Origin of the sequence: Microvirga sp. 2MCAF38 (genome assembly GCF_052115485.1) — a bacterium.
Lineage (GTDB): Bacteria > Pseudomonadota > Alphaproteobacteria > Rhizobiales > Beijerinckiaceae > Microvirga.
The window spans coordinates 606,602-629,635 of sequence record NZ_JBFRGU010000001.1 but is presented as its reverse complement, the minus strand read 5'-3'; the positions used below and the strand labels follow the sequence as shown (position 1 = coordinate 629,635).

The following is a 23,034-nucleotide window of genomic DNA, read 5'->3' as shown; positions in this document are numbered from 1 at the left end:
CCGGAATACACAGGACGAATCAGCCGCGCAGACCCGCCCCAATGGCCTCGAGCGAAGGCAAACCCTTGATCGGGCCGATGGCCGAGAGTGTCGGCGCGCCTTGCAGCAGGCGGTGGCCGGCCTCCCGAACCTGATCGACGACGATGGCATCCACCTTGGTGATGATGTCGTTGCTCGGGATGATGCGCCCCCAGGACAGCAATTGGCGCGCGACCCGCTCGATCCGCCCTCCGGGGCTTTCCAGCGCGGCCAGCAGAGCGACTTTCATCTGTGCCTTGGCGCGGGTGAGTTCCACCTCGGTGATGTCGTCCGCCGCCTGACGGGTGCAGGAGAGGGTCACATCGACGAGGTTCGACACGTCCGATCCCGCCGTACCCGCGCCGATGCCGAACAGGCCGCAATCGGAGAAGGGCCAGTGGAAGGCATCGATAGAGTAGGCGAGCCCCCGCGTTTCACGCACCTCGTGCCAAAGGCGGGAGGTGAGCCCGCCGCCGAGGATATGGGCGAAGAGGTGCGTGGCGTAGTAGTTCGGATCTCGCACTGAGAGGCCGGGAAGGCCCAGCACCAGATTGGCTTGTTCGAGCTTGCGCGCGATACGCCGTTCGCCTCCGGTATAGGCGCCCGTCTCCGGCCCACGGATTTCGGCGGACGGCATGGCGCCGAAGACTTTCTGAGCGGCTTCCACGACTTGTGCGTGGTTCACGTCACCCGCTGCCGCCAAAACCATTTTGCCAGGGGTGTATTCGCGCGCCAGAAAATTGCGGATCGTCGCCTCGTCGAAACTTCGGATCGTGTCCGGCGTGCCGAGGATCGGGCGACCCATGGGCTGACGCGCATAGGCCGTTTCCATGAAGGCGTCATAGACGAGATCGTCCGGCGTATCCTCGACGGCGGCGTGCTCCTGCAGGATCACGCCCTTCTCACGCACGAGTTCATTCGCATCGAATACAGATTGGGTGAGAATGTCGCCGATCACATCGAGCGCCACATCGATGTTCTCGCCCAGGACCCGCGCAGTGTAGCTCGTATATTCGATGCTGGTCGCGGCGTTGATGTCGCCGCCCACGTTCTCGATATCCTCGGCGATCTGGCGAGCGGAGCGGCGTGCCGTGCCCTTGAAGGCCATGTGTTCGATGAAGTGGGAGAGACCGTGCTCATGCGCCTGTTCATGGCGCGAGCCGGTGGCAACCCAAATGCCGAGGGTCGCCGTCGCGATTTCAGGCATGCGCTCGGTCGCGATGGTAAAGCCGTTATCGAGCCGAGTGATATCGATCTGTTTTTCACGCACGAAATGCTCGTTCATGCCGCAGTGCCCCGTACGGTGCGAGCGCGGTCCCGGATGAAGCGCTCGACGGCTCCGAGATCGTTGGGGAGAATGGAGAAGCTCTCTTCCCGCTCCATCAGATCCGCCAGATGCGGAGGCAGGGCGGGGCGAATTCCCGTCGCTTTCTCGACCGCATCCGGGAACTTCGCCGGATGGGCGGTTGACAGCGCCACGACCGGCATGTCCGGCTGCTCTCGCAGCAGTGCGCGGGCCGCGCGGGTGCCGACGGCGCTATGCGGATCGAGCACGTAACCTGTTTCGCGGTAGGTCTCGGCCATTTCGGCCGCGACGGTTGGCTCGTCCACGGCGAGAGCCGAGAACTCCTGGCGGATGCGGGCAAGCGGTTCAGGCGCGATGGTGAAGGCGCGTGATTGCGCCAGATTAGCCATGAGATGGCGGATCGCGACCGGATCGCGACCATACGCTTCGAACAGCAGGCGCTCGAAATTGGACGAGATCTGGATGTCCATCGAAGGCGAGGCCGTGGGCTTCACGCTGGTCATTTCATAAGCGCCCGAATGGAACGCGCGGGCCAGAATGTCATTGGCGTTTGTGCCGATCATCAGGCGCTCGATGGGAAGCCCCATGGATTTCGCGACCCAGCCGGCGAGGATATCGCCGAAATTACCGGTCGGCACGGCGAACGAAATTTTCCGATGAGGGGAGCCGAGGCTGACGGCCGCAGTGAAGTAATAGACCGCCTGCGCCGCTACGCGCGCCCAGTTGATGGAGTTGACGCCCGAGAGCTGCAACTCGTCACGGAAGCGGGCATTGCCGAACATGCCCTTCACCATGTTCTGGCAATCGTCGAAAGTGCCCTCGACCGCCAATGCATGGACGTTCTTCGAGGCCACGGTCGTCATCTGCCGCCGCTGCACATCCGACACGCGGCCGTGGGGGTAGAGGATGAAGATATCGACCTGATCGAGGCCCTTAAAAGCCTCCACCGCCGCGCTGCCGGTGTCGCCCGAAGTCGCGCCGACGATGGTCGCGCGGGCGCCGCGCGCTTTCAGCACGTGGTCCATCAGCCGTCCGAGCAGCTGCATCGCCACGTCTTTGAAAGCGAGGGTCGGGCCGTGGAAGAGTTCGAGCAGAAAGAGATTGTCGTCGAGCTGGGTCAGCGGACAGACGGCCGCATGGCGGAACGAGGCATAGGCCTCGTCGATCATGGCGCTCAGGGCTTCGCGCGGGATCTCGCCGTCGACCAGCGGGCTCAGGACAGCCTTCGCCACCTCGGCATAAGGTTTTCCGGCGAAACCTTGGATCGTCTCGCGCGTCAGCGTCGGCCAGCTTTCCGGCACATAGAGGCCCCCATCGTGGGCAAGCCCGGCGAGCAAAGCATCGGCAAAGCCAAGCGCGGGCGCTTCCCCGCGGGTCGAGATATGGAGCAAGGTCGGTCTCCTGAATGCGGCGGGACATTAGAGCCCGTTTGGAAATAGTTTAGCGCCTTTCCATCGTCATTCCGGGGCGCCGCAGGCGAGCCCGGAACCCCAGAACCGCCGGCATCTCCGGATGAGACGCAAGCGCACTCGTTCGCTTCCCGTTCTGAAACGCTTGCGGTTATGGGTTCCGGGCTCCGCTGACGCGGCCCCGGAATGACGAAGGAGAAGAAAAACGCATCATTTCAAAAGAGTCTCTTAGGGCATTTCCGCCTTCGCGGAAAAAAGATTTGTCCGTTCCAATGCCTCTAAGAGGCGCGACCGGTTACGGCAAGCCGCAACCGGTCGCAGAGTAAGGGCACTCGTCATTCCTTGATCCGGGCCATGGCGTAAGCGTCTATGAAACTCCCGTCCCGGAAGGCAAAGGCCTTGTGCGTGCCCTCGACCTCGAAACCGTTGCGCTTGTAGAGGGCGATGGCCGGGGCGTTGTCCGTATAGACGGTGAGTTCGATCCGCTTCAGGTTCAGCCAGCTGTCGGCAATCGTGAGAATTTCCCGCATGAGCTTCGACCCAACGCCTTGGCCACGATAATCGTCATGCACGCCCATGCCGAGGCTTCCCGCGTGGCCGCGGCGGCCCAGAAGCCGATTCAAGCCGCCATTGGCGATAATCTTTCCGGCCTTCACGGCAACGAGAGAAACGTCGCCAGCGGCGATGTTCTCGAGCCATTTTCGTGCCGTTTCCGGCGATTGGTGAGGGAGCCGCAAGGTGCCGAAGCGATAACCGGGCAGGTTCGCGATAGCATTGATTTCCTCATAATCGCTCGGGCGCGCGGCACGAAAGATCACGTCGTCGGGGTCTGGTTGTTTTTGAGAAGGTGGTTCCATCATGGTTCTCCGTGAAAAACCGGAGATGAACGGAACCGAAGAAGCCCTGCTCGTCTCCGGCAGGGCTTGGGATGAATGTCGACGCTCTCTTAGCGCAACACCTCTCCTGCACGCCCTGCAAGGCGCGTCATGAGATGGGTCACGGTCGTAAGAAGCGTGGACATAGGGAACATGGTATATTGTCGTTATTGCAAAGCCAAGTCGGCCCTTGGAGGGAAGCTCCGATGCGGATGACGCGGATCGATTGGTTGCTGCTACCGGTGCTCGTTGGAGCGCTGACAATGGTGACGTATGTCGTGTTCTCCGTCGTAGGGTTCTTCGGGCTCGGCGTACTCGGATTGCTGGTCGGCTTTGCGGCGCAGCGTCTGGAATTGGAAAAGGATGGCCCGGTCGGGCATCCCATGACGACGTCCCTTTATGCACAGCACACTGAAGCCCGGTCGCGGATGACCCGCGCTGAGCGAGCTGCGCATCAGGCGGAAACGACCCGCCTCCTCAAGCCGCTCTTCGTCGCGAAAGTCGTGAGCGCGGGTTTGATCATTCTCGGCTTCGGGTTTTTCGCCCTCTTTCAACTGCCCTGAGCGCCTTTTATCCGACGCCACGCAAAGACCCCGAAAACCCCGATGAGGGTAAGGGCGATGCCGAACCAGGTGAAGGCATATTGCAAATGGTCGTTCGGCAGGTCCAACCGCGTTTGCCCACCTTTCGGCCAGCCGCCGGGATTGGACGTGGCATCGGCATCGATCAGGAAAGGCGCGACGCGGGTCAGGCCATGAGCCTTTGCGATGGCTTCAGGATCGCGGGTGAACCACGAATTCTTGGCCGGGTCGTCAGCCGGGGTGAATGTGTTCCGGGCCTCGGGCGCGCGCACGAGGCCGGTGACCGAGACTTCTCCCTGAGGCTGGCTATTCGGCCGAGCCTTCGGATCGCGCAATTCGGTTGGCACGAAGCCGCGATTGATCATGACGATGGCGCCGTCGGCAAGACGCAGCGGCGTCATGAGATAGAAGCCCTGCAAAGGCGAACCGCGCTGGGCGGGAGCCAGGCCGTAAACGGGTGTTTCGAACTGGTTGAGGAAGGTGCCGGTGAGGCGAACGCGTCGGAACTCGTCGTCAGAGGCCCGCCAGGAACTCCATTGAGCCTCTCGCTGGATTGAACCCGGCTCGCCATGAGAGCGCGCCTCGATTTGCGCAATCAGACCCTCTTTCCAGGCCTTTCGCTGGAGTTGCCACGTTCCAAGCGTGACCAGGATTGCGAGCGCGACAAGCGTCGCAATCGCCGGCGCGATCAGAGCGCGCAAGCGTGGAAGGGCGGCGGCGTGCGTCACTTCTGCAAACGCCCTTCTTCGGCCTTGTTGTGGAATTGCAGGGCGACAAGCAGGCCCTTCAGCGGGCGGACGAGGGCAAGGCTCAAGATCGCGGTGAGCGAGAACCAGAGGGTGAGATGCAGCCAGATCGGCGGTTCGAAAGCGAACTCGACCCAGAGCGCCAACGCTACAACCACGATACCCACGATCGACATCACGAAGAAGGCCGGACCGTCACCGGAATCGGCGAAAGCGAAATCGAGACCGCAGACCTCGCATTTCGGCCGGATCGTCAGAAAACCCTTGAACAAATGTCCCTCGCCACAGCGGGGGCAATGTCCCTTGAGCCCGGTGAGGATCGGGGAAGGGGCGTGGGAATGAGGCTGAGCCAAGATGCAATCTCCGAAGGGCGATACCGAATACGCGGATACGTGTACGCCAGGTAAGTCGCAGGTGGGATACTGGATTAGAAAAACGAAGGGCGGCCTATAGCCGCCCTTGTTGAACTTTTGTGCTTCAGCACCGCAGATCTTTTCGGAAAACCGGCTTTCCATTTTCCGGATCAATGCTCCGGGCGGCGTCAGTGGCCTGCTGCACCCGGCCCGTAACCCCACACGTAGATGGACGCGAAGAGGAACAGCCACACCACGTCGACGAAATGCCAGTACCAGGCGGCGAATTCGAAGCCGAGGTGCTGCTTGGGCGTGAAGTCGCCGCGATAGGTGCGCAGCAGGCAGACCGCGAGGAAGATCGTGCCGATGATCACGTGCACGCCGTGGAAGCCCGTCGCCATGAAGAAGGTGGCGCCGTAGATGTTGCCCTTGAAGCCGAAATGAGCGTGCGTGTACTCGTAGGCCTGGAGCGAGGTGAAGATCAGGCCGAGGATCACGGTGAGCCACAGGCCGAGCTTGAGATCCTTGCGGTCGTTCTGGAGAAGCGCGTAATGCGCCCAGGTCACCGTGGTGCCCGACGTCAGCAGGATGAGCGTGTTCAGGAGCGGCAGGTGCCAGGGGTCGAAGGTCTCGATTCCCTTCGGCGGCCACACGCCACCGAGCGCTTCGGAGCGCAGATACTGCATCGGGTCGCCCGCATAGAGGGCGGCGTCGAAATAAGCCCAGAACCAGGCCACGAAGAACATTACTTCCGAGGCGATGAACAGCATCATGCCATAGCGGTGGTGAAGCTGAACCACGCGGGTGTGGTACTTGCCACTGTTGGCCTCGCGAACCACATCCGTCCACCAGCTCAGCATGGTGTAGAGAACGCCGATGATGCCCGCGCCGAAGATGTAAGCGCCAGGGTGCGCGCCGGCGATGGCAATGTCCTTCCACCAGGTGACGAAGCCGGACGCCATCATGAAGGCGCTGATCGAACCGATGAGCGGCCATGGGCTCGGGTCGACAAGGTGGTAATCGTGATGTTTGGCGTGAGCCTCGGCCATTCTTAGTCTCCGTGCCTCGAAGGTGCTCTGCTTTAAGCCGCTTCTGTTCAGCTTGTCACGTCCGTTATTGGACGATGGGTTTCGGGGTTGGCTTTGTCGCCTCCGCCACCGGCCTTCCCCCCTTGGAGGGGAAATAGGTGTAGGAGAGCGTGATTGAATTCAGGTCCTTGATGTCGGAATCCGTCACGAGACGGGGATCGACATAGAAAACGACAGCCGATTCAAGGGTTTCACCGGGCTTGATGGTCTGTTCGGTAAAGCAGAAGCATTCGAGCTTGGTGAAATAGGTTCCCGCGAGATCGGGTTGGACATTGTACGTGGCGATACCCGTCGTCGGTTTATCGCCGGTATTCGTCACCTTGTAGAGAACCGTCGTCGTCTCGCCGAGCTTGACCTTGACCTCAGGGGTCTCGGGCGAGAATCGCCAGTTCAGGCCGGGTGCGACATTGGCATCAAATCGCACCGCAATGGTCCGGTCGAGCATCTTGGTGTTGTTGTTGGAGGCAGTCGATGGGGTGCCGTCGAATCCGGTGACCTTGCAGAACAGGTCGTAGAGCGGAACGGACGCATAGGCGAGGCCGACCATGCCGACGACAAGAGCCGCGCAGCCGATGACGGTGCGGCGGATATTGCGTTGGGAATGATGCGCTTCGCTCATGATGACCTCACAAGGGACGCTGCAGGACCTGCGGTCCGAGCTTGGCGAGTGTGACCGCGAAGATGAGCAGGACGAGGGCGCCCAGCGTCAACGCCAGGGCCAGCGAGCGCCGGCGGCGGCGCTTCAGTTCGTCGGGGCTCAATTGAGGCAATTTCGCTTGCATCGCTTACCCCAGAATCGGACGGAAGAAACCGAAGCCATGCTCGGCGAGCAACGTCGCGAAGAGCAGGAAAAGATAGAGGATCGAGAACCCGAAGAGCTGCTGAGCCACCCGCATGGCCGGCTCGCCCTCGCGCAGGCGATAGACCTGAATGGCGAGGGCCAGCATGCCGAGGCCGCCGAGCGTGCCGACGACCGCATAGGCGAGGCCACCGAAGCCGAAGGCAACGGGTGCAAGGCCGAGAGGCACGAGAACGAGCGTATAGAGCAGGATCTGGAGACGGGTGGAATCGGGCCCCGCCACATTCGGCATCATCGGGATGCCGGCGCGTTGATAGTCGCTCGATTTCACGAGAGCCAGCGCCCAGAAATGGGGCGGCGTCCACACGAAGATGATGGCGAAGAGAATGATGCTCTCCCAGCCCACATGACCGGAAACGGCCGCCTGAGCCACGATGGGGGGGAGGGCACCCGCCGCGCCGCCGATGACGATATTCTGCGGCGTCGAGCGCTTGAGCCACATGGAATAGATGACGGCGTAGAAGAAGATCGTGAAGGCGAGAAGACCGGCTGCGAGCCAGTTGCTGGCGAGGCCGAGGATGAGAACCGAACCGGCGGAGAGCGTCAGGCCGAAGGCCAGAGCCTCGCTCGGGGTGATCTTGCCCGCGGGGATCGGGCGCTTGGCGGTGCGCACCATCACGGCGTCGATATCCGCGTCCCACCACATGTTGAGGCAGCCCGAGGCACCGCCGCCGACGGCGATCATCAGAAGCGAAGCGAAAGCGATGATGGGGTTCACGTTCGGGTGCACCACGACCATGCCGACGAGGGCCGTGAACACGACGAGAAACATCACCCGCGGCTTCAGCAAGGCGAAATAGTCGGACACATCACCCTGTGAGAAACCTGCCGTGGCATAGGTTTCGCTGTGATTGTCGGTCAGGCTGTTCGATACGCTGGTCATGGCCTTGATCTTCCGAGGCGTGGGGGCCTGCGCCCGCAGGAGCCTCTTTGAGTATCAACCCCTCCCCGGAAAGCTCCTCGCATGGAGCTCTCGGGGGAAGAGCGGGCGGTCGTGTTCGAGACCGCCCGGCTCGTTCGATTAGTGGCTATCCGTGTCCGCGATGCGCGGCAGGGTTTCGAACTGGTGGAACGGAGGCGGCGAGGGCAGCGTCCATTCGAGCGTCGTAGCACCCTCACCCCACGGATTTCCGGCAGCCTTTTCCTTGCGGATGAACGCGTAGATCACGCCGAAGAGGAAGACGAAGATGCCGACGGCGAAGATGTAGGAGCCGATGGACGACACCTTGTTCCAGCCGGCGAACGCATCCGGATAATCCGCATAGCGGCGCGGCATGCCCGAGAGGCCGAGGAAGTGCATCGGGAAGAACAGCACGTTGGAGCCGACGAAGGCGATCCAGAAGTGCAGCTTGCCGATCCATTCCGGCATCACGTAGCCGGTGATCTTCGGGAACCAGTAGTACATGCCGGCGAAGATCACGAAGACTGCGCCGAGCGACAGCACGTAGTGGAAGTGGGCCACCACGTAGTAGGTGTCGTGCATGTAGCGATCGACGCCCGCATTCGCGAGCACGACGCCTGTGACGCCGCCCACCGTGAACAGGAAGACGAAGCCGACAGCCCAATGCATGGCGGCGGTGAAGCGGATCGAGCCGCCCCACATGGTCGCGATCCACGAAAAGATCTTCACGCCTGTCGGCACCGCGATCACCATGGTGGCGAACACGAAATAGGCCTGCGTCTGGAGCGAGAGGCCGACCGTGTACATGTGGTGCGCCCACACGACGAAGCCGACGACGCCGATCGCCACCATGGCATAGGCCATGCCGAGATAACCGAAGATAGGCTTCTTGGAGAAGGTGGAGATGATGTGGCTGACGATGCCGAAGGCCGGCAGGATCATGATGTACACTTCGGGGTGGCCGAAGAACCAGAACAGGTGCTGGTAGAGCACCGGATCGCCACCGCCCGACGGATCGAAGAAGGTGGTGCCGAAATTACGATCCGTCAGCAGCATGGTGATCGCGCCCGCGAGAACCGGCAGCGAGAGTAGCAGCAGGAACGCGGTGACGAGCATCGCCCAGGCGAAGAGCGGCATCTTGTGCAGCGTCATGCCCGGAGCGCGCATGTTGAGGATCGTGGTGATGAAGTTGATCGCGCCGAGGATCGAGGCCGCACCGGCAAGGTGCAAGGCCAGAATGCCGAAATCGAGCGCCGGGCCGGGATGGCCGCTGACCGAAAGCGGCGGATAAACCGTCCAGCCACCGCCAAAGCCATGCGAGCCGGGTGCGCCCTCGACGAAAAGCGAGCACACCAGCATGGCGAAACCGGCCACAGTCAGCCAGAACGAGACGTTGTTCATGCGCGGGAACGCCATGTCAGGCGCACCGATCATGAGCGGAACGAACCAGTTACCGAAGCCGCCAATGAGGGTCGGCATCACCATGAAGAACACCATGATGAGACCGTGGCCCGTCACGAAAACGTTGAAGGCCTGCGGATTCGAGAAGTATTGCAGGCCCGGCTCCTGAAGCTCGAGGCGCATGCCGATGGAAAGCGCGCCGCCGACGCAGCCGGCGATGAAGCCGAACAGCATATAGAGCGTGCCGATATCCTTGTGGTTCGTGGAGTAGAACCAGCGCCGCCAGAAGGTCGGATGGTCGTGGTGATCCGCGTGAGCGGCGTCAACTGCATGTGCCATAGTGGAGACCTCTCAGGTCCTGTTCTCGTAAATTACTGGGCGATGGCGAGCTTGAGCGGGATGGCGCCGTCGGTCGAAGCGAACTTCTTCTTCGAGTCGGTCAGCCAGGCCGCATAATCCTGCTCGCTCACGACGCGGATCACGATCGGCATGTAGGGATGCCCGTTGCCGCACAGTTCCGAGCACTGGCCGTGATACGTGCCGATTGTCTCGGCCTTGAACCAGGATTCGTTCAGGCGGCCGGGGATCGCGTCGATCTTCACGCCGAAGGACGGCATGGCGAAGGAATGGAGCACGTCGGCGGCGGTCACCTGGATCTTCACGGTCTTGTTGACCGGAACCACCATCTCGTTGTCGACGGTGAGAAGCTTCAGCTGGTCTGGCTTCAGATCCTTGGTTTCGACCATGTTGGAATCGAATTTGAAGCCACCGCCCTGGTCGGCCGGGTATTCATAACCCCAGTACCAGGCATAGCCCGTGACCTTCACCACGATATCCGCCGGCGGAATGATGAGCTGCAGGCGCAGGAGGCGGAACGAGGGAATCGCGATGGCCACCAAAATCAACACCGGAACGACGGTCCACGCGACCTCGAGCAGGGTGTGGTGAGTGGTCTTGGAAGCAGTTGGGTTTCGCTTTTCGCTGAAGCGGAAAACGATGATCAGGATCAGCGCCAGAACAAACACGGACACCGCCGCGGTGATCCACACGAGGTAGGTATGGAATGTGGACAGGTTCTGCCCCACCTCCGTCACCATGCCCTGCATGCCGATTTCCCAAGGGGAAGGGGCACCCGTGCCGGCAAATGCCTCACTTACGCCCAACACAAGTGCGACCGCCGCTGTTATAAGGGTGATCGCCGATCGAAGTCCTGAGGTCTCGATCCGCATCGGTGTTCCAAAGCTCCTACTTAGAAGTGATGGCCACTTGTCCGCGACAGAAACCGGGCGCGAATGATCGAGCCCAGCGAGCGCCACCACCGAATGACTTGTGTCTATGACCACAGGACGCGCACAAGCGCAACGGTCCAAGCGTCGCTATTTCGTGCGTCATAACGGCCAAACGCGGCTTTCGTGTGCTGGCCGGTGCCTCTTCGCTTGACATTGAAGCCCTCCCCATGGTCCCAACAGGTCTCAGAACCAGAAGCGAAGCGGTCGGTATTTCTGCCGTTTCGAACGATTCAAAACGGAGATGCCGGTGAACCTGTCACGGTGGATTCGCTGCGGGGCTGCCGCCTTGTTCGGGGTGGCCCTGTTGTCCACAGCTGATGTGGCCAATGCTCAAGGCATGGTTAAAAATACCTATGGCGATTGGCAGATGCGTTGCGAAACGCCTGCTGGCGCAAGCGCGGAGCAATGCGCCCTCGTCCAGAACGTAGCGGCGGAAGACCGTCCGAACGTATCGCTCGTGATCATTGTCCTGAAGACGGCGGACGGGAAAGGGCGGCTCCTGCGGGTCGTATCTCAGCTTGGCGTCCTTCTGCCGTCAGGTCTCGGCCTGAAGATCGATCAGACCGATATCGGCCGTGCCGGCTTCGTGCGCTGCCTCGTGACGGGTTGTGTTGCGGAGGTCGTGATGGAAGATAACCTCATTTCGCAGATGAAATCCGGGCAGACGGCCACGTTCATCGTGTTCCAGACGCCGGAAGAAGGGATCGGCATCCCCGTTTCCCTCAATGGATTCGCTGCCGGGTATGACGCGTTGCCTTAAACGGCAGGACGACGAAAAGAGCCTTCGGGGGGCAAAATGATGGGATTTGGCAGGAAATCTGCACTTGGAGCAGTTTTGCTCGGCGTGGCCGCTCTGGCCGGATGCGGCACGCCGGGTGAGGGCGGTTCGACCCTCGGCAACATGGTGCTCTTCGCCGGTACGACCGTGCCGGAGCCGCTGCCGGCGGTGATCGAGGACGTGTTCTGCCCGTCGATCGATGTGTTCGAAGGCGGCGCGGCGATGCAGGCCTATTCGGGCGGCCGGGTGGGCGATGCCGCCGGGTTGCGGAGCCAAATCTCGCTAGGCCAAATGGCGCGCGAATGCGTCGGCCGTCAGGACGGCTCGACGGTCGTGAAAGTCGGCGTGCAGGGCAGAGTTCTTCTCGGAGCCGGCGGCGGTTCGGGTGGCCGGTTCGACGTGCCGGTGCGCGTGGTGGTGAGGAGCGGCGATACCGTCTTCTCCAACCGGGTGGTTCGCGGTTCTGCCTCGATCCCGGCGGGCGATACGCAGGGCCAGTTCACCGTCATCGACGAGGGAATCGTGGTTTCGTCCGCAAGCGTGAATGATTTCGTGATCGAAGTCGGCCTGGGCAGCGCCGCAGCCGCGCAACCGGCTCGTCGCGCTCGCCGCTAAAAGTTTTGGACAATCGCCCATACCGACGCGTGATCGCGTCTGGTTGGGCGATTATGTTTCAGGTCACGGGAATTCGAAGGCGCGCCAAGCGGCGCGCCTTTTTCATGAGCGCTTGAGCGACCCGCCGACCCTTTTGAGCAGCGGAGACGCGAGTACCTTGTCGATCCGGCGGCCATCGAGGTCGATCACCTCGAAACGCCAACCGAATGCATCCACGTATTCGCCGGTAGCCGGGAGATGCTGCAACTCGCTGATCACCAGCCCGCCGACCGTGTGATACCCGCGACTATCGGGAAGGGGGATGCTCAAGGTCTCGGCCATTTCATCGACGGGCATGGAGCCGGCAAGCAACCATGAGCCGTCCTCGCGGCGCACCGCATCCGGCTCTTCCGTTTCCACATCCGAACGGAAGGCGCCGGCAATGGCCTCGAGAGCGTCCGCCGGCGTCACGATACCTTCGAAATGGCCGTATTCGTCATGGACGAGCGCCATGGGGACTTCCGAATCGCGCAACAGGGTCAGCGCGTCGAGAGCATAAAGCGTGTCCGGGATAACGGGCGCTGTGCGTACGAGCTTGCGGATGTCGAGTTCTTCACCCGCCAGGATGGCCGCCAGAAGCTGCCGCGATTGCACGACACCGATCATGTTGTCGGTATTGCCCTCGCTCACCGGTAGACGTGAATGAATCGTCTCCATCAGGAGTTTTCGAATCGCTTCCGGATCGTCTTCGTCCAAATCGATCCAGTCCACATCCGTGCGAGGTGTCATGAGGCCGCGCACTTGCCGGTCGCCGAGGCGCAGAACCCCCGCGATCATGCGGCGCTCCTCCTCCTCGATCACGCCTGCGCTCTCGGCCTCGCCGACGAGCATCTTGAGTTCCTCTTCCGTGACCGTCGATTCGCTGCCCGAACTCGTGCCGAAAAAACGAAAGATCAGACGCGTCGAGGCGTTCAGAAGCCAGACCGCAGGAGCAGCGATCTTCGACAGCAGCACCATCATCGGCGCGACGAGGCAGGCCACGGGCTCCGGGTCCCGGAGCGCTACCTGTTTGGGCACCAATTCGCCGATGACGATGGAGAGATACGTGATCAGTCCGATCACAATGCCGTAGCCGAGCGGCTCCGCGCCGGCACGGGGAACGCCGGCATCGAGCAGGATCAGCGTGAGCTTCGCACCGAGCGCCGCGCCGGAAAAGGCACCGGCAAGGATGCCGACGAGGGTGATGCCGATCTGGACGGTGGAGAGAAAACGGCCGGAATCCTCGAGCAAGGCGAGGGCGGCGGTGGCTCCGGAGCGGCCTTGTTCGGCCATGGCCTTCAGGCGGGGGCGCCGGGAAGAAACGAGAGCAAGTTCGGAAAGAGCGAAGACGCCATTCAAGGCGACGAGGACAAGAGCGATGGCCAGTTCGATCAACGATGTCAGGAGCTATCGACCGGTCAGGCCGCAGGTCTCCCCTTCTGTGAAAAGATGCCCCTATACATGGGGCCTCGCGGCCTCGCCGTCAATTAAGCGTTAAGACGGCATTTGCGGCAGCCTGTTTGATTGACAGAGTGACGATTCCTCGCCACAGCTTTCAACAGCCGATGATCCCCGCGGAAGAGACCGGACCCGAAAGGGCCCCGGCGCCGAAGGCGCAACCGCCCCGGAAACGCTCAGGCCAAAGGACCGCGCGGGAGCTGGCACTCTGGAAAGCGGCGATATCGCAAGATGTCGCCCACCGACGGGCGTAACCTTCGCCGAAAGGCGTTAGGGAAATCTCTCAGGTCTCGGGACAGAGGGGGCGTGAACGGGCCGTAAGGCCTGATGAAACACGCCTTTGGAGGGAACCCGATGGCCGAGTCAGCCCATTCCGACGAGCCGCTTCTTGTTACTCCGCTTCATGCCGAACACGTCGCGCTCGGAGCCCGCATGGTGCCCTTCGCGGGCTACGACATGCCGGTGCAATATCCGACCGGCATCATGACCGAGCACAACTGGACCCGCGATCACGCGGGCCTGTTCGATGTCTCGCATATGGGTCAGGCCCTCCTTGTCGGCCCTGATCACGAGACCACGGCTCGGGCGCTCGAGACGTTGATTCCCGCCGACATTGTGAACCTCAAGCCCGGCCAGCAGCGCTATTCCCAGTTGCTCAGCGACGAGGGTGGCATTCTTGACGATCTCATGGTGACCCGCTCGGGCGACCCGGCCTTTGAAGGCAAGCTGATGCTGGTGGTCAACGCCTCCATGAAGGAGGCGGACTATGCGCATATGCAGGCCCGCCTTCCTGCCAATGTGAAGCTCGTGCGTGTGGACGACCGCGCGCTTGTCGCCATCCAGGGCCCGAAAGCGGCCGAGGTGATGGCGCGGTTGGCTCCGGACACGGCCGATATGGCCTTCATGGCCGCCAAGATGACCAAGGTTGCCGGCCTCGATGTTCATCTGTCGCGCTCCGGCTATACTGGTGAAGACGGCTACGAGATCTCCGTGAAGGCGGACAAAGCAGTCGCCCTGTGGCGGGCGCTCTTGGCGGATCCCGAGGTGAAGGCCATCGGCCTCGGCGCACGCGATTCGCTTCGCCTTGAAGCTGGTCTCTGCCTTTACGGTCACGACATCGACACCACCACCTCGCCTATCGAGGGTGGCCTCATCTGGTCGATCCAGAAGCGTCGCCGGGAGGAAGGCGGCTTCCCGGGTGCCGCGCGCATCCAGCGTGAGATCAAGGATGGCGCGGCCCGTGTGCGCGTCGGTATCAAGCCCGACGGACGCGCACCCGCTCGTGAGGGCACGCCGATCACCACGCCCGATGGCCGTGAAGTCGGCGTTGTGACGTCCGGCGGCTTCGGCCCCACTGTCAACGGTCCGGTCGCCATGGGTTATGTCTCAAAGGACGTTTCCGCTGTCGGAACGGACCTTCATCTTATGGTTCGCGGCAAGCCGATTCCGGCCAAGGTCGCGGCCATGCCGTTCGCACCGCATCGCTACAAGAGATAAACGTCATCCCGGACGGCTTTGCCGATCCGGGATCGTTTCTTTGAACTTCATTCTTCAAACGATCCCGGCTCGCGCTCTGCTTGGCCGGGATGACCCAAAGGGGATCATCAAATGACCACGCGTTACACAAAGGATCACGAATACGTCCGCGTCGAAGGCGATGCCGGCATCGTCGGCATTTCCGACTACGCTCAGGCGCAGTTGGGCGATGTCGTGTTCGTTGAATTGCCGGCCGTCGGCAAGACGCTCGCCAAGGGCGCCGAAGCTGCTGTCGTCGAGAGCGTGAAGGCTGCGAGCGAAGTCTATGCTCCGGTCTCCGGCGAAGTGCTCGAGGTCAACTCCGTTCTCGAAGGCACGCCCGGCACGGTCAATGAAGATGCGGCCGGTCGCGGCTGGTTCCTGAAGCTGCGCATCACGAACCCGAGCGAGCTCGATGGTCTTCTGACCGAAGAGCAGTACCAGGAATTCGTGAAGTCGATTTCGTAACGAGCACGACAATCATGTCACACGAATACGAAGCCACGGTGACCTGGACTCGCGAAGGAAGATCCTTCGCAGGCGGCGATTATAGCCGTGGTCATCGTTGGCGTTTCGACTGTGGCATTGAAGTTCCGGGATCGGCATCGCCTTCAGTGGTGCCGCTACCGCTTTCGCGTGAAGACGCCATCGATCCGGAAGAAGCGTTCGTCGCAGCCGTCGCAAGCTGCCACATGCTGACGTTTCTCTCGATCGCGGCGAAGAAACGCTATGTGATCGACCGTTACGAGGATCGCGCCGTCGGCGTGATGACTCCTAACGCGAAGGGCAAGCTCTTTGTCTCCAAGGTCACGCTCGATCCGATCATCGAATTCTCCGGCGACAAAGTTCCGACGCCCGAGCAGATTGCCGACCTTCATCACTTGTCTCACCAGGAATGCTTCATCGCGAATTCCGTGCTCACGGAAGTTGTCGTTGCGGGCATTCCCTCGCATTAGAGCCGGGCCATGAATATGGCCCGTCTCTGTTCTTTGGCTTCGCATGATCTTGTCGGTAAACCGGGCTCCACTTTTCCGGATCATGCTCTAACGCATAAGGTTTTTGCTGATGCGCTATCTCCCCCTCTCCGAGACCGATCGCGGCGAGATGCTCGCGCGGATCGGGGTCAAGTCGGTCGACGATCTTTTCGCCGACATCCCGAAGGACAAGCTCCTGAAAGCGCCTGTCGATCTTCCTCGCCGCAAGGGCGAGTTGGAAGTCGAGCGCATTCTCTCGCGTATGTCGTCGAAGAACATATCCGCGTCGAGCGTGCCGTTCTTCGTCGGCGCGGGCGCTTACAAGCACCACGTTCCGGCGACGGTGGATCACCTGATCCAGCGCTCCGAGTTTCTGACCAGCTACACGCCGTATCAGCCGGAAATCGCGCAAGGCACGCTGCAATATCTGTTCGAGTTCCAGACTCAGGTGGCGGCGCTCACCGGCATGGAAGTGGCGAACGCCTCCATGTATGACGGCTCGACCGGCACGGGTGAAGCGGTGCTCATGGCGCATCGCGTCACCAAGCGCCGCAAGGCAGTGCTCTCCGGCGGCCTACATCCGCACTACATCGATGTGGTGAAGACGCTCTCCGAGATGGCGAGCGACGATGTCGTCGCGCTCAACGCCGATGTTTCGGGCACCGAAGACATTCTCTCGCAGATCGATGACACTACCTCATGCGTCGTCGTGCAGTCGCCGGACGTGTTCGGCAACGTGCGCGATTTGAAGCCCATCGCCGAGAAGGCGCACAAGCACGGCGCGCTGCTCATCGCGGTGTTCACGGAAGTCGTGTCGCTCGGGCTTCTTTCATCGCCGGGCAGCCAGGATGCCGACATCGTGGTCGGTGAAGGCCAGTCCATCGGCAACGCGCTGAACTTCGGCGGGCCCTATGTCGGTCTCTTCGCGGCGAAGTCCAAGTACATCCGTCAGATGCCGGGTCGCCTCTGCGGCGAGACGGTGGATGCGGACGGCAATCGCGGTTTCGTGCTGACGCTTTCGACACGCGAGCAGCACATCCGCCGCGACAAGGCGACCTCGAACATCTGCACCAACTCTGGCCTGTGCTGTCTCGCCTTCACCATTCACATGACGCTGCTTGGTGAAGCGGGCCTCACGCGCCTCGCCCGCATCAACCATGCGAACGCCGTGAAGCTCGCGGACGCGCTTGCCAACGTGAAGGGCGTCGAGGTTCTCAACAAGACGTTCTTCAACGAGTTCACGGTGAAGCTGGCAAAGCCCGCCGCCGAAGTCGTTGAGCGTCTGGCCGAGAAGGGCGTGCTTGCAGGCGTGCCGGTGTCGCGTCTCCTGCCGAAGGCTGGTCTCGACAATCTGCTTCTCGTCGCCTCGACCGAAGTGAACACCGATGAAGATCGCGCGGCCCTCGTTGCCGCTTTGAAGGAGGTTCTGTGATGTTGAACCGTCAAGGACGCCCCACCGCCGCCGGTGAAGCCGGCACCAACGAACACCCGACCTTCACCGGCAACAAGGCGCTGGCTCAGGTCGAGCCGTTGCTGTTCGAAATCGGCCGCGCTGACACGACCGGCGTCGATCTCGACGAGCCCGCCGCCTTCACGGCGCGCCTCGGTGGACAGGAACGCAAGGACAGCATCGGCCTGCCGGGTCTCTCTGAGCCTGAGGCCATGCGCCACTATGTGCGCCTGTCTCAGATGAACTACGGCATCGATACGGGTCTCTTCCCGCTCGGTTCCTGCACCATGAAGCACAATGCGCGTCTCAACGAGCGCATGGCTCGCCTGCCGGGCATCTCCGATGTGCATCCGCTGCAGCCGGTGTCCACCGTGCAGGGTGCGCTCGAACTCATGAGCGAACTCGCGCGCTACCTGATGACGCTCACCGGCACGAAGGCGGTTTCGCTTTCGCCGAAGGCGGGCGCACATGGCGAGTTGTGCGGCATGATGGCGATCAAGGCCGCCATCGAGGCCAAGGGTGAAGGCAAGACCCGCAATGTCGTGCTCGTGCCCGAATCGGCGCACGGCACGAACCCCGCCACCGCTGCTCTCATCGGATTCGTCGTGAAGCCGGTGCCCGCGCGCGACGACGGCTGGGTCCACGTGGACGATGTGAAGAAGCTCCTCGGCCCGGATGTCGCCGCGATCATGCTGACGAACCCGAACACTTGCGGTCTCTTCGAGCCGCAGGTGGTGGAAATCGCCAAGGCGCTGCACGACGCAGGCGCTTACTTCTATTGCGACGGCGCGAACTTCAACGCCATCGTCGGCAAAGCACGTCCGGGTGATCTTGGCATCGATGCCATGCACATCAACCTGCACAAGACCTTCTCGACGCCGCACGGCGGCGGTGGTCCCGGTGCCGGTCCGGTGGTGCTCTCGGATCGTCTGGCACCCTTCGCCCCCGTGCCGTTCGTGCGTGCGGCTAAGAATGGTCTCGAACTCGTCGAGCACAAAAGTGATGCGGATGAGACGCCCTTCGGCCGCATGACCGCATTCCACGGCCAGATGGGCATGTATGTGCGAGCGCTTTCCTACATGCTCTCGCATGGTTCGGATGGCATGAAGCAGGCATCGGAAGATGCGGTGCTGAACGCCAACTACATCCGCGCCGGATTGTCGGATCTGTTCTCGCAACCCTTCGGCGACAAGCCGTGCATGCACGAGGTGCTGTTCGACGATGCATGGCTGAAGGATACGGGTGTCACCACGCTCGATTTCGCGAAGGCCATGATCGACGAGGGTTATCACCCGATGACCATGTACTTCCCGCTGGTGGTCCACGGCGCGATGCTGATCGAGCCGACGGAATCGGAATCGAAATCGTCGCTCGATCTCTTCATCGCGGCCCTGCGCGATCTCGCCATGTCGGCCAAGAAGGGTGAGACGGAACGCTTCACCGACGCTCCCTATCACGCTCCCCGCCGCCGCCTCGACGAGACACGCGCCGCCCGCGCGCCGGTTCTCAAGTGGACGCGTCCGGAACCGATCGCGGAAGCGGCGGAGTAAAAGCGAAAAGCTGAATGCAAAATGGCCGGGCATGTCCCGGCCATTTTTGTTCTGAGGCTTCGCTCATGCGTCATCCCGGACGCCGAAGGCAATCCGGGCTCGTATGCCAAAAGGTGCTTAAACCCCCGTCATTCCGGGGCCGCGAAGCGGAGCCCGGAACCCATAACCGCGCCATTTGATCATGGACATCCCACCGCGGTAGCGCTTTCTTCTGCGACAGCGTGGTTATGGGTTCCGGGCTCGCGCTATGCACGCCTCGGAATGACGGAGTGGTTTTGCTATGATCGCGTGAGATTGTTCACCGCGTTTTCCAACGCCTGCATATGGTCGATGACCTCATGCGCTCCTGCTGCGCGCAGCTTGTCACTATGTCCCTCACCGCAATGGCTGCCACCGGTAAAGCCGATCACGCGCATGCCCGCAGCGCGCGCGCCTGTAATGCCCGCAGGTGAATCCTCGATCACGATGCACTCATCGGGATTCGCGCTCATTCGAGCCGCTGCGTGTAGAAAGAGATCCGGCGCAGGCTTGCCGCGCTTCACTTCCACGGCGCTGAACACATTGCTGAAAAGAGCGCTGAGACCGGTCACGCTCAACGACAGCGCGATGCGCTCAGGTGTGGAGGAGGAGGCGACGCAGCGCGGATGGGGGAGGGCCAGAATGGCTTTCCGAATGTCGGGGATCGGACGCAGATCCGTCTCAAACCGCGCGAAAAGAATGCGGTTGGCCTCGGTGCTGAAATTCGATGGAAGAGGGCGGCCATGATCGCGCTCGATTTGCGCCATGGTATCGCGCATGCTCTTGCCGACGAACTCGCGAAGGATGTCTTCGAGAGTATAGGGAAATCCCAGTGCGGTCAGGGATTCCGCTTCGATCTGACAGGCGAGCAATTCTGAATCGACGAGAACGCCGTCGCAATCGAAAATCAGAAGCATCGTTCCTCACATGAAAACGGCCGCCCAAGGGCGACCGTGTCAATCTTGATCGATGAGCGCAAAGCTCACTGAAGCTTGGCGCGAACCTGGCCGAGGCTGTCGGTCACGAACGAAGCGGCGGCGGGGCCGGTGAGTTCGCTGCGCAGAACCGTCTCGGAAGCTTTCACGGCAGCATCCACAGCGGCGGCGCGGACTTCAGCGGAGGCCTGTGCTTCGGCCTGGGCAATCTTTGTCTCGGCGGTGGCGGTGCGGCGCTTCACGAAATCGGTGAGCTTCTCTTCCGTCTCGCGGGCGAGGCGCTGCGCCTCTTCCTTGGCGACGGAAACGATCTCGGCGGCTTCGCGCTCGGCGGCGACGCGCTTCTCTTCGAATTCCTTGAGGAGCTTCTCGGCGTCCTGGCGCAGACGCTTGGCCTCGGCCAGCTCGTCGGCGATGCGCTTGCCGCGGCTGTCGAGCATGCCCAGAACCTTACCCGGCACGCCGTAATAAAACAGAATGCCCCAGAAGATGACGAAGGCGACGGCGACCCAGAAGGTTGTGTTGGCCAGCATGGAAATCTCCTTACGCCTTCACTTGATCGAGGGCGGCCTCGATTGCGGCCTTCGCGGGAGCCTTGCCGGTCAGCTTCTCCACGATGGAGGAAGCCGTGTCGGCGGCGATACCACGAACATTCGACATGGCCTGCGTCTTCTTGGCGGTGATGGTCGTCTCGGCCTCAGCGAGACGCTTGGCGAGATCGGCTTCAAGCGCCTTGCGCTTGGCGTCGGTCTCGGCGGAAAGCTTGGAGCGCGTTTCCTGCGCCAGCGCCTGGGCGCGACCACGGGCTTCGGCCAGAGCCTTCTCGTAGGAAGCGCCGGCCTCTTCGGCGCGCGACTTCATCGCAGCGGCCTCGTCGAGGTCGTTCGCGATCGTCTCGCGGCGATGTTCGAGAATGCCGCCGAGGCGCGGCAGAACCAGCTTCGAGAGCAGGGTGTAAAGCAGCACGAAGGTGATCGCGAGCCAGATGAGCTGACCGGCGAACGTTTCCGTCTCGAAGGGCGGAAAACCGACATCGTGAGCGCCGCCATGCGCTTCCGTTGAAGCGTGGGTGGTCTGAGCCTGAGCCATGGAGCCGATCCTGTAACGGATGGATGATTTCTTGGAGCGGACCTGCGCTGACTGTCGTCACCGCGTCCCGGTTCCGTTCTGCTGCGAACACGATCCTTTCGGTAAACCGGACGCAAGGGCCGGAGCGTGTTCACAAACGTTGAATGACGGCGGGGTTTCCGCCGTCACCTTAGTCGAAGCGAAGCGCCGAGGGTCTTCAGCGGCGCTCCACCCTCCCGATCACCGTTTTTTAAATCAGGTGAACAGCAGGACGAGGGCGACGACGAGACAGAAGATGCCGAGACCTTCTGCAAGTGCCGCACCGATGAACGCGCGAGCGAACTGGCCGTCGGCAGCCGACGGGTTGCGCAGGGCGCCAGAGAGGAAGTTACCGAAAATGTTGCCGACGCCCATGGCGGCGAGGCCCATGCCGATACAGGCGAGGCCTGCGCCGAGGTATTTGAAAGCAATCGGATCCATCGTGATCTCCTTGAGGGGGTGTTGACCGGGAGGGGAGGGGTTAACTCAGCGCTGACCTAGTGACCCGGGTGCAGCGCGTCGTTCAGGTAAATGCAGGTCAACACCGTGAAGACGTAGGCCTGCAATGCGGCGACGAGGAACTCGAGCGCCATGAGAGCGACCGCCATGAGGAGCGGAAGCGGAGCGAGGATCGAGATAGCACCGCCCGCGCCGAGAAGCGCGACGACGAAGCCCGCGAAAACCTTCAGCGCGATGTGACCCGCGAGCATGTTGGCGAAAAGACGCAAGCTCAGCGAAATCGGACGCGACAGGAAGGAGATGATTTCGATCACGACAATGAAGGGCAGAAGCCAGACCGGCACGCCCGACGGCACGAAGAGACCGAGGAAATGAGTGCCGTGCTTGACGAAACCGTAAACCACCACCGTGCCGATGACGAGCATGGCAAGCGCGAAGGTGACGATGACGTGGCTCGTGACCGTGAAGAAGCCCGGAATCATGCCGAGCAGATTCGCCGTCAGAACGAACATGAAGAGGGAGAAGACGAGCGGGAAGAACTTCATGGCTTCCTGGCCCGCGGCATCCTTAAGGGTGCCGGCCACGAAATCATGCAGAATTTCCGCGATCGACTGACCACGACCGGGAACGACAGCGCGCTTGCGTGTCGCGATCATCAGGCCGCCGACGATCACCGCCGCAGCGCCGATCATGAACAGCGAGGAATTGGTGAAATTGATGGCGGGAATGATGGGCTTGATCTGAAATTGCTCGATCGGGCTCGCCATGATCCGTCACTTTCGGTGTTTGTCTGCCGCCACTCGGCTCTTTTGTCGGAGCACGTTATCGCTTTTGATCGTGTCGCGAGGGTTTCATCAACCCTGCGGCCCTGAGCAAATTGAACATCCCGGCACAAAAACCGAGGATGACGCAGATAACGAGCCCCCAAGGGGACGTTGCAAACAGCCGGTCGACGATAAAACCGATGATTCCCCCCGCGATGACCCCGGAAACGAACTCTGCGGAAAGCCTGAAGGCCTGCCCCACTGCGCTCGTGTCCGAAGCTGGACGGGTCTGCGATTCCTTAGCCTCTGCGTGTTGCGCGGACACTTTTTCGATCCGCGCATCGAGCGACTTCAGTCTCGCTGAAAGATCGGCATCATCGGAGCTGGTCGGCTTATGACCGTTTTCATCGTTCCGCTTGGTCGGGTCCGCCATGGCGTTTTCCTTCTCAAAGCGGCGCGGGAAAAGGTCTTCAAGCCCGGCCCCTGAAGCCGCGCGCAACATATGGGGGAGGGTCCCCCCTGTCAAGGACCGGCAAGTAAGTATTAAGTCTTTGAAATAAAAGGAAT

The 23,034-nt window shown here is 61.7% G+C and carries 26 protein-coding genes and 1 riboswitch; of the genes, 8 read left to right on the top strand and 18 right to left on the bottom strand.

The genetic code is table 11. The features are described from left to right. Positions 1 to 19 precede the first annotated feature (19 nt). The 3 genes from AB4072_RS02990 to AB4072_RS02980 all read right to left on the bottom strand — a co-directional run bounded on the left by AB4072_RS02990 (position 20) and on the right by AB4072_RS02980 (position 3,590). A complete protein-coding gene (locus AB4072_RS02990; protein ID WP_441965412.1) occupies positions 20 to 1,303 on the bottom strand; it encodes a M16 family metallopeptidase in 1,284 nt (427 codons plus the stop codon). Then, positions 1,300 to 2,715, bottom strand: a complete 1,416-nt coding sequence (gene thrC / locus AB4072_RS02985; protein WP_441965411.1) for a threonine synthase — start codon at positions 2,713 to 2,715, stop codon at positions 1,300 to 1,302. The genes AB4072_RS02990 and thrC overlap by 4 nt, the downstream gene beginning before the upstream one ends. Positions 2,716 to 3,068: 353 nt before the next feature. After that, positions 3,069 to 3,590, bottom strand: coding sequence for a GNAT family N-acetyltransferase (locus AB4072_RS02980; protein ID WP_441965410.1), 522 nt, complete (start codon positions 3,588 to 3,590; stop codon positions 3,069 to 3,071). A 224-nt stretch (positions 3,591 to 3,814) separates the two neighbouring features. Between AB4072_RS02980 and AB4072_RS02975 the strand changes: the two genes are divergently transcribed. Beyond that, positions 3,815 to 4,171 (top strand): hypothetical protein, encoded by a 357-nt coding sequence (locus AB4072_RS02975; protein ID WP_441965409.1) that lies wholly within the window; start codon positions 3,815 to 3,817, stop codon positions 4,169 to 4,171. On the opposite strand, the gene AB4072_RS02970 is transcribed toward AB4072_RS02975, so the two are convergent. From AB4072_RS02970 to coxB, 8 genes are all read right to left on the bottom strand, one after another. Beyond that, positions 4,159 to 4,917: an SURF1 family protein gene (locus tag AB4072_RS02970; RefSeq protein ID WP_441965408.1), complete on the bottom strand. Its 759-nt coding sequence runs from the start codon at positions 4,915 to 4,917 to the stop codon at positions 4,159 to 4,161. The two genes, AB4072_RS02975 and AB4072_RS02970, sit on opposite strands and share 13 nt — an antisense overlap. Then, positions 4,914 to 5,288: a DUF983 domain-containing protein gene (locus AB4072_RS02965; RefSeq protein WP_441965407.1), complete on the bottom strand. Its 375-nt coding sequence runs from the start codon at positions 5,286 to 5,288 to the stop codon at positions 4,914 to 4,916. The genes AB4072_RS02970 and AB4072_RS02965 overlap by 4 nt, the downstream gene beginning before the upstream one ends. 188 nt (positions 5,289 to 5,476) lie before the next feature. Next, complete coding sequence (locus tag AB4072_RS02960) at positions 5,477 to 6,337, bottom strand: cytochrome c oxidase subunit 3 (RefSeq protein ID WP_441965406.1); 861 nt, start codon at positions 6,335 to 6,337, stop codon at positions 5,477 to 5,479. Positions 6,338 to 6,401: 64 nt separating this feature from the next. Then, complete coding sequence (locus AB4072_RS02955) at positions 6,402 to 6,995, bottom strand: cytochrome c oxidase assembly protein (protein ID WP_441965405.1); 594 nt, start codon at positions 6,993 to 6,995, stop codon at positions 6,402 to 6,404. Positions 6,996 to 7,002: 7 nt separating this feature from the next. Further along, positions 7,003 to 7,158, bottom strand: a complete 156-nt coding sequence (locus AB4072_RS02950) for a hypothetical protein (RefSeq protein ID WP_441965404.1) — start codon at positions 7,156 to 7,158, stop codon at positions 7,003 to 7,005. 3 nt (positions 7,159 to 7,161) lie between these two features. Continuing rightward, positions 7,162 to 8,118: a heme o synthase gene (locus tag AB4072_RS02945; RefSeq protein ID WP_441965403.1), complete on the bottom strand. Its 957-nt coding sequence runs from the start codon at positions 8,116 to 8,118 to the stop codon at positions 7,162 to 7,164. Between the two features lie 138 nt (positions 8,119 to 8,256). Then, the gene (gene ctaD, locus AB4072_RS02940) at positions 8,257 to 9,876 is read right to left on the bottom strand and encodes a cytochrome c oxidase subunit I (RefSeq protein WP_441965402.1); all 1,620 of its coding nucleotides are present in this window, start codon (positions 9,874 to 9,876) and stop codon (positions 8,257 to 8,259) included. A gap of 32 nt (positions 9,877 to 9,908) precedes the next feature. Next, complete coding sequence (gene coxB, locus AB4072_RS02935) at positions 9,909 to 10,766, bottom strand: cytochrome c oxidase subunit II (protein WP_441965401.1); 858 nt, start codon at positions 10,764 to 10,766, stop codon at positions 9,909 to 9,911. Between the two features lie 301 nt (positions 10,767 to 11,067). Between coxB and AB4072_RS02930 the strand changes: the two genes are divergently transcribed. Beyond that, positions 11,068 to 11,586, top strand: a complete 519-nt coding sequence (locus AB4072_RS02930) for an invasion associated locus B family protein (RefSeq protein WP_441965400.1) — start codon at positions 11,068 to 11,070, stop codon at positions 11,584 to 11,586. Positions 11,587 to 11,670: 84 nt separating this feature from the next. Next, entirely contained in the window at positions 11,671 to 12,219 is a 549-nt protein-coding gene (locus AB4072_RS02925; RefSeq protein WP_441965399.1) for a hypothetical protein, read from the top strand. Between the two features lie 102 nt (positions 12,220 to 12,321). On the opposite strand, the gene AB4072_RS02920 is transcribed toward AB4072_RS02925, so the two are convergent. Further along, entirely contained in the window at positions 12,322 to 13,632 is a 1,311-nt protein-coding gene (locus AB4072_RS02920; RefSeq protein ID WP_441965398.1) for a hemolysin family protein, read from the bottom strand. A 170-nt stretch (positions 13,633 to 13,802) separates the two neighbouring features. Next, positions 13,803 to 13,897: riboswitch (glycine riboswitch) on the top strand. A 152-nt stretch (positions 13,898 to 14,049) separates the two neighbouring features. On the opposite strand from AB4072_RS02920, the gene gcvT reads away from it, so the two are divergent. The 5 genes from gcvT to gcvPB all read left to right on the top strand — a co-directional run bounded on the left by gcvT (position 14,050) and on the right by gcvPB (position 19,184). Next, positions 14,050 to 15,192, top strand: coding sequence for a glycine cleavage system aminomethyltransferase GcvT (gene gcvT / locus AB4072_RS02915; protein WP_441965397.1), 1,143 nt, complete (start codon positions 14,050 to 14,052; stop codon positions 15,190 to 15,192). Positions 15,193 to 15,303: 111 nt separating this feature from the next. Beyond that, positions 15,304 to 15,678, top strand: a complete 375-nt coding sequence (gene gcvH / locus AB4072_RS02910) for a glycine cleavage system protein GcvH (protein ID WP_441965396.1) — start codon at positions 15,304 to 15,306, stop codon at positions 15,676 to 15,678. Between the two features lie 14 nt (positions 15,679 to 15,692). Then, on the top strand, positions 15,693 to 16,166 hold the full coding sequence (locus tag AB4072_RS02905) for an OsmC family protein (protein ID WP_441965395.1): 474 nt from the start codon (positions 15,693 to 15,695) through the stop codon (positions 16,164 to 16,166). A gap of 109 nt (positions 16,167 to 16,275) precedes the next feature. Continuing rightward, positions 16,276 to 17,616: an aminomethyl-transferring glycine dehydrogenase subunit GcvPA gene (gene gcvPA / locus AB4072_RS02900; protein ID WP_441965394.1), complete on the top strand. Its 1,341-nt coding sequence runs from the start codon at positions 16,276 to 16,278 to the stop codon at positions 17,614 to 17,616. Next, entirely contained in the window at positions 17,616 to 19,184 is a 1,569-nt protein-coding gene (gene gcvPB / locus AB4072_RS02895; RefSeq protein ID WP_441965393.1) for an aminomethyl-transferring glycine dehydrogenase subunit GcvPB, read from the top strand. Before gcvPA ends, gcvPB begins: the two co-directional genes overlap by 1 nt. Before the next feature lie 278 nt (positions 19,185 to 19,462). Here gcvPB and AB4072_RS02890 read toward each other — a convergent pair whose 3' ends face one another. The 6 genes from AB4072_RS02890 to AB4072_RS02865 form a co-directional block, all read right to left on the bottom strand. Further along, positions 19,463 to 20,119, bottom strand: a complete 657-nt coding sequence (locus AB4072_RS02890; protein ID WP_441965392.1) for an HAD family hydrolase — start codon at positions 20,117 to 20,119, stop codon at positions 19,463 to 19,465. A gap of 65 nt (positions 20,120 to 20,184) precedes the next feature. Further along, entirely contained in the window at positions 20,185 to 20,667 is a 483-nt protein-coding gene (locus AB4072_RS02885; RefSeq protein ID WP_441965721.1) for a F0F1 ATP synthase subunit B family protein, read from the bottom strand. 13 nt (positions 20,668 to 20,680) lie between these two features. Continuing rightward, the gene (locus AB4072_RS02880) at positions 20,681 to 21,226 is read right to left on the bottom strand and encodes a F0F1 ATP synthase subunit B family protein (RefSeq protein ID WP_441965391.1); all 546 of its coding nucleotides are present in this window, start codon (positions 21,224 to 21,226) and stop codon (positions 20,681 to 20,683) included. A gap of 234 nt (positions 21,227 to 21,460) precedes the next feature. Then, positions 21,461 to 21,685, bottom strand: coding sequence for a F0F1 ATP synthase subunit C (locus AB4072_RS02875; RefSeq protein ID WP_099508815.1), 225 nt, complete (start codon positions 21,683 to 21,685; stop codon positions 21,461 to 21,463). 56 nt (positions 21,686 to 21,741) lie between these two features. Then, on the bottom strand, positions 21,742 to 22,470 hold the full coding sequence (locus tag AB4072_RS02870; protein ID WP_441965390.1) for a F0F1 ATP synthase subunit A: 729 nt from the start codon (positions 22,468 to 22,470) through the stop codon (positions 21,742 to 21,744). A gap of 55 nt (positions 22,471 to 22,525) precedes the next feature. Next, the gene (locus tag AB4072_RS02865; protein WP_441965389.1) at positions 22,526 to 22,969 is read right to left on the bottom strand and encodes an AtpZ/AtpI family protein; all 444 of its coding nucleotides are present in this window, start codon (positions 22,967 to 22,969) and stop codon (positions 22,526 to 22,528) included. Positions 22,970 to 23,034 lie beyond the last annotated feature (65 nt).

What these genes read in the sequence shown, in the direction of transcription:
- AB4072_RS02975 (WP_441965409.1), top strand. Translation starts at nt 3,815, where the DNA reads ATGCGGATGACGCGGATCGATTGGTTGCTGCTACCGGTGCTCGTTGGA.
- gcvT (WP_441965397.1), top strand. Translation starts at nt 14,050, where the DNA reads ATGGCCGAGTCAGCCCATTCCGACGAGCCGCTTCTTGTTACTCCGCTT.
- AB4072_RS02955 (WP_441965405.1), bottom strand. Translation starts at nt 6,995, where the DNA reads ATGAGCGAAGCGCATCATTCCCAACGCAATATCCGCCGCACCGTCATC.
- coxB (WP_441965401.1), bottom strand. Translation starts at nt 10,766, where the DNA reads ATGCGGATCGAGACCTCAGGACTTCGATCGGCGATCACCCTTATAACA.
- AB4072_RS02945 (WP_441965403.1), bottom strand. Translation starts at nt 8,118, where the DNA reads ATGACCAGCGTATCGAACAGCCTGACCGACAATCACAGCGAAACCTAT.
- AB4072_RS02950 (WP_441965404.1), bottom strand. Translation starts at nt 7,158, where the DNA reads ATGCAAGCGAAATTGCCTCAATTGAGCCCCGACGAACTGAAGCGCCGC.
- AB4072_RS02870 (WP_441965390.1), bottom strand. Translation starts at nt 22,470, where the DNA reads ATGGCGAGCCCGATCGAGCAATTTCAGATCAAGCCCATCATTCCCGCC.
- AB4072_RS02875 (WP_099508815.1), bottom strand. Translation starts at nt 21,685, where the DNA reads ATGGATCCGATTGCTTTCAAATACCTCGGCGCAGGCCTCGCCTGTATC.
- gcvPA (WP_441965394.1), top strand. Translation starts at nt 16,276, where the DNA reads ATGCGCTATCTCCCCCTCTCCGAGACCGATCGCGGCGAGATGCTCGCG.
- AB4072_RS02990 (WP_441965412.1), bottom strand. Translation starts at nt 1,303, where the DNA reads ATGAACGAGCATTTCGTGCGTGAAAAACAGATCGATATCACTCGGCTC.
- AB4072_RS02890 (WP_441965392.1), bottom strand. Translation starts at nt 20,119, where the DNA reads ATGCTTCTGATTTTCGATTGCGACGGCGTTCTCGTCGATTCAGAATTG.
- AB4072_RS02960 (WP_441965406.1), bottom strand. Translation starts at nt 6,337, where the DNA reads ATGGCCGAGGCTCACGCCAAACATCACGATTACCACCTTGTCGACCCG.
- ctaD (WP_441965402.1), bottom strand. Translation starts at nt 9,876, where the DNA reads ATGGCACATGCAGTTGACGCCGCTCACGCGGATCACCACGACCATCCG.
- AB4072_RS02880 (WP_441965391.1), bottom strand. Translation starts at nt 21,226, where the DNA reads ATGGCTCAGGCTCAGACCACCCACGCTTCAACGGAAGCGCATGGCGGC.
- AB4072_RS02930 (WP_441965400.1), top strand. Translation starts at nt 11,068, where the DNA reads ATGCCGGTGAACCTGTCACGGTGGATTCGCTGCGGGGCTGCCGCCTTG.
- AB4072_RS02865 (WP_441965389.1), bottom strand. Translation starts at nt 22,969, where the DNA reads ATGTTGCGCGCGGCTTCAGGGGCCGGGCTTGAAGACCTTTTCCCGCGC.
- AB4072_RS02905 (WP_441965395.1), top strand. Translation starts at nt 15,693, where the DNA reads ATGTCACACGAATACGAAGCCACGGTGACCTGGACTCGCGAAGGAAGA.
- gcvH (WP_441965396.1), top strand. Translation starts at nt 15,304, where the DNA reads ATGACCACGCGTTACACAAAGGATCACGAATACGTCCGCGTCGAAGGC.
- gcvPB (WP_441965393.1), top strand. Translation starts at nt 17,616, where the DNA reads ATGTTGAACCGTCAAGGACGCCCCACCGCCGCCGGTGAAGCCGGCACC.
- AB4072_RS02980 (WP_441965410.1), bottom strand. Translation starts at nt 3,590, where the DNA reads ATGGAACCACCTTCTCAAAAACAACCAGACCCCGACGACGTGATCTTT.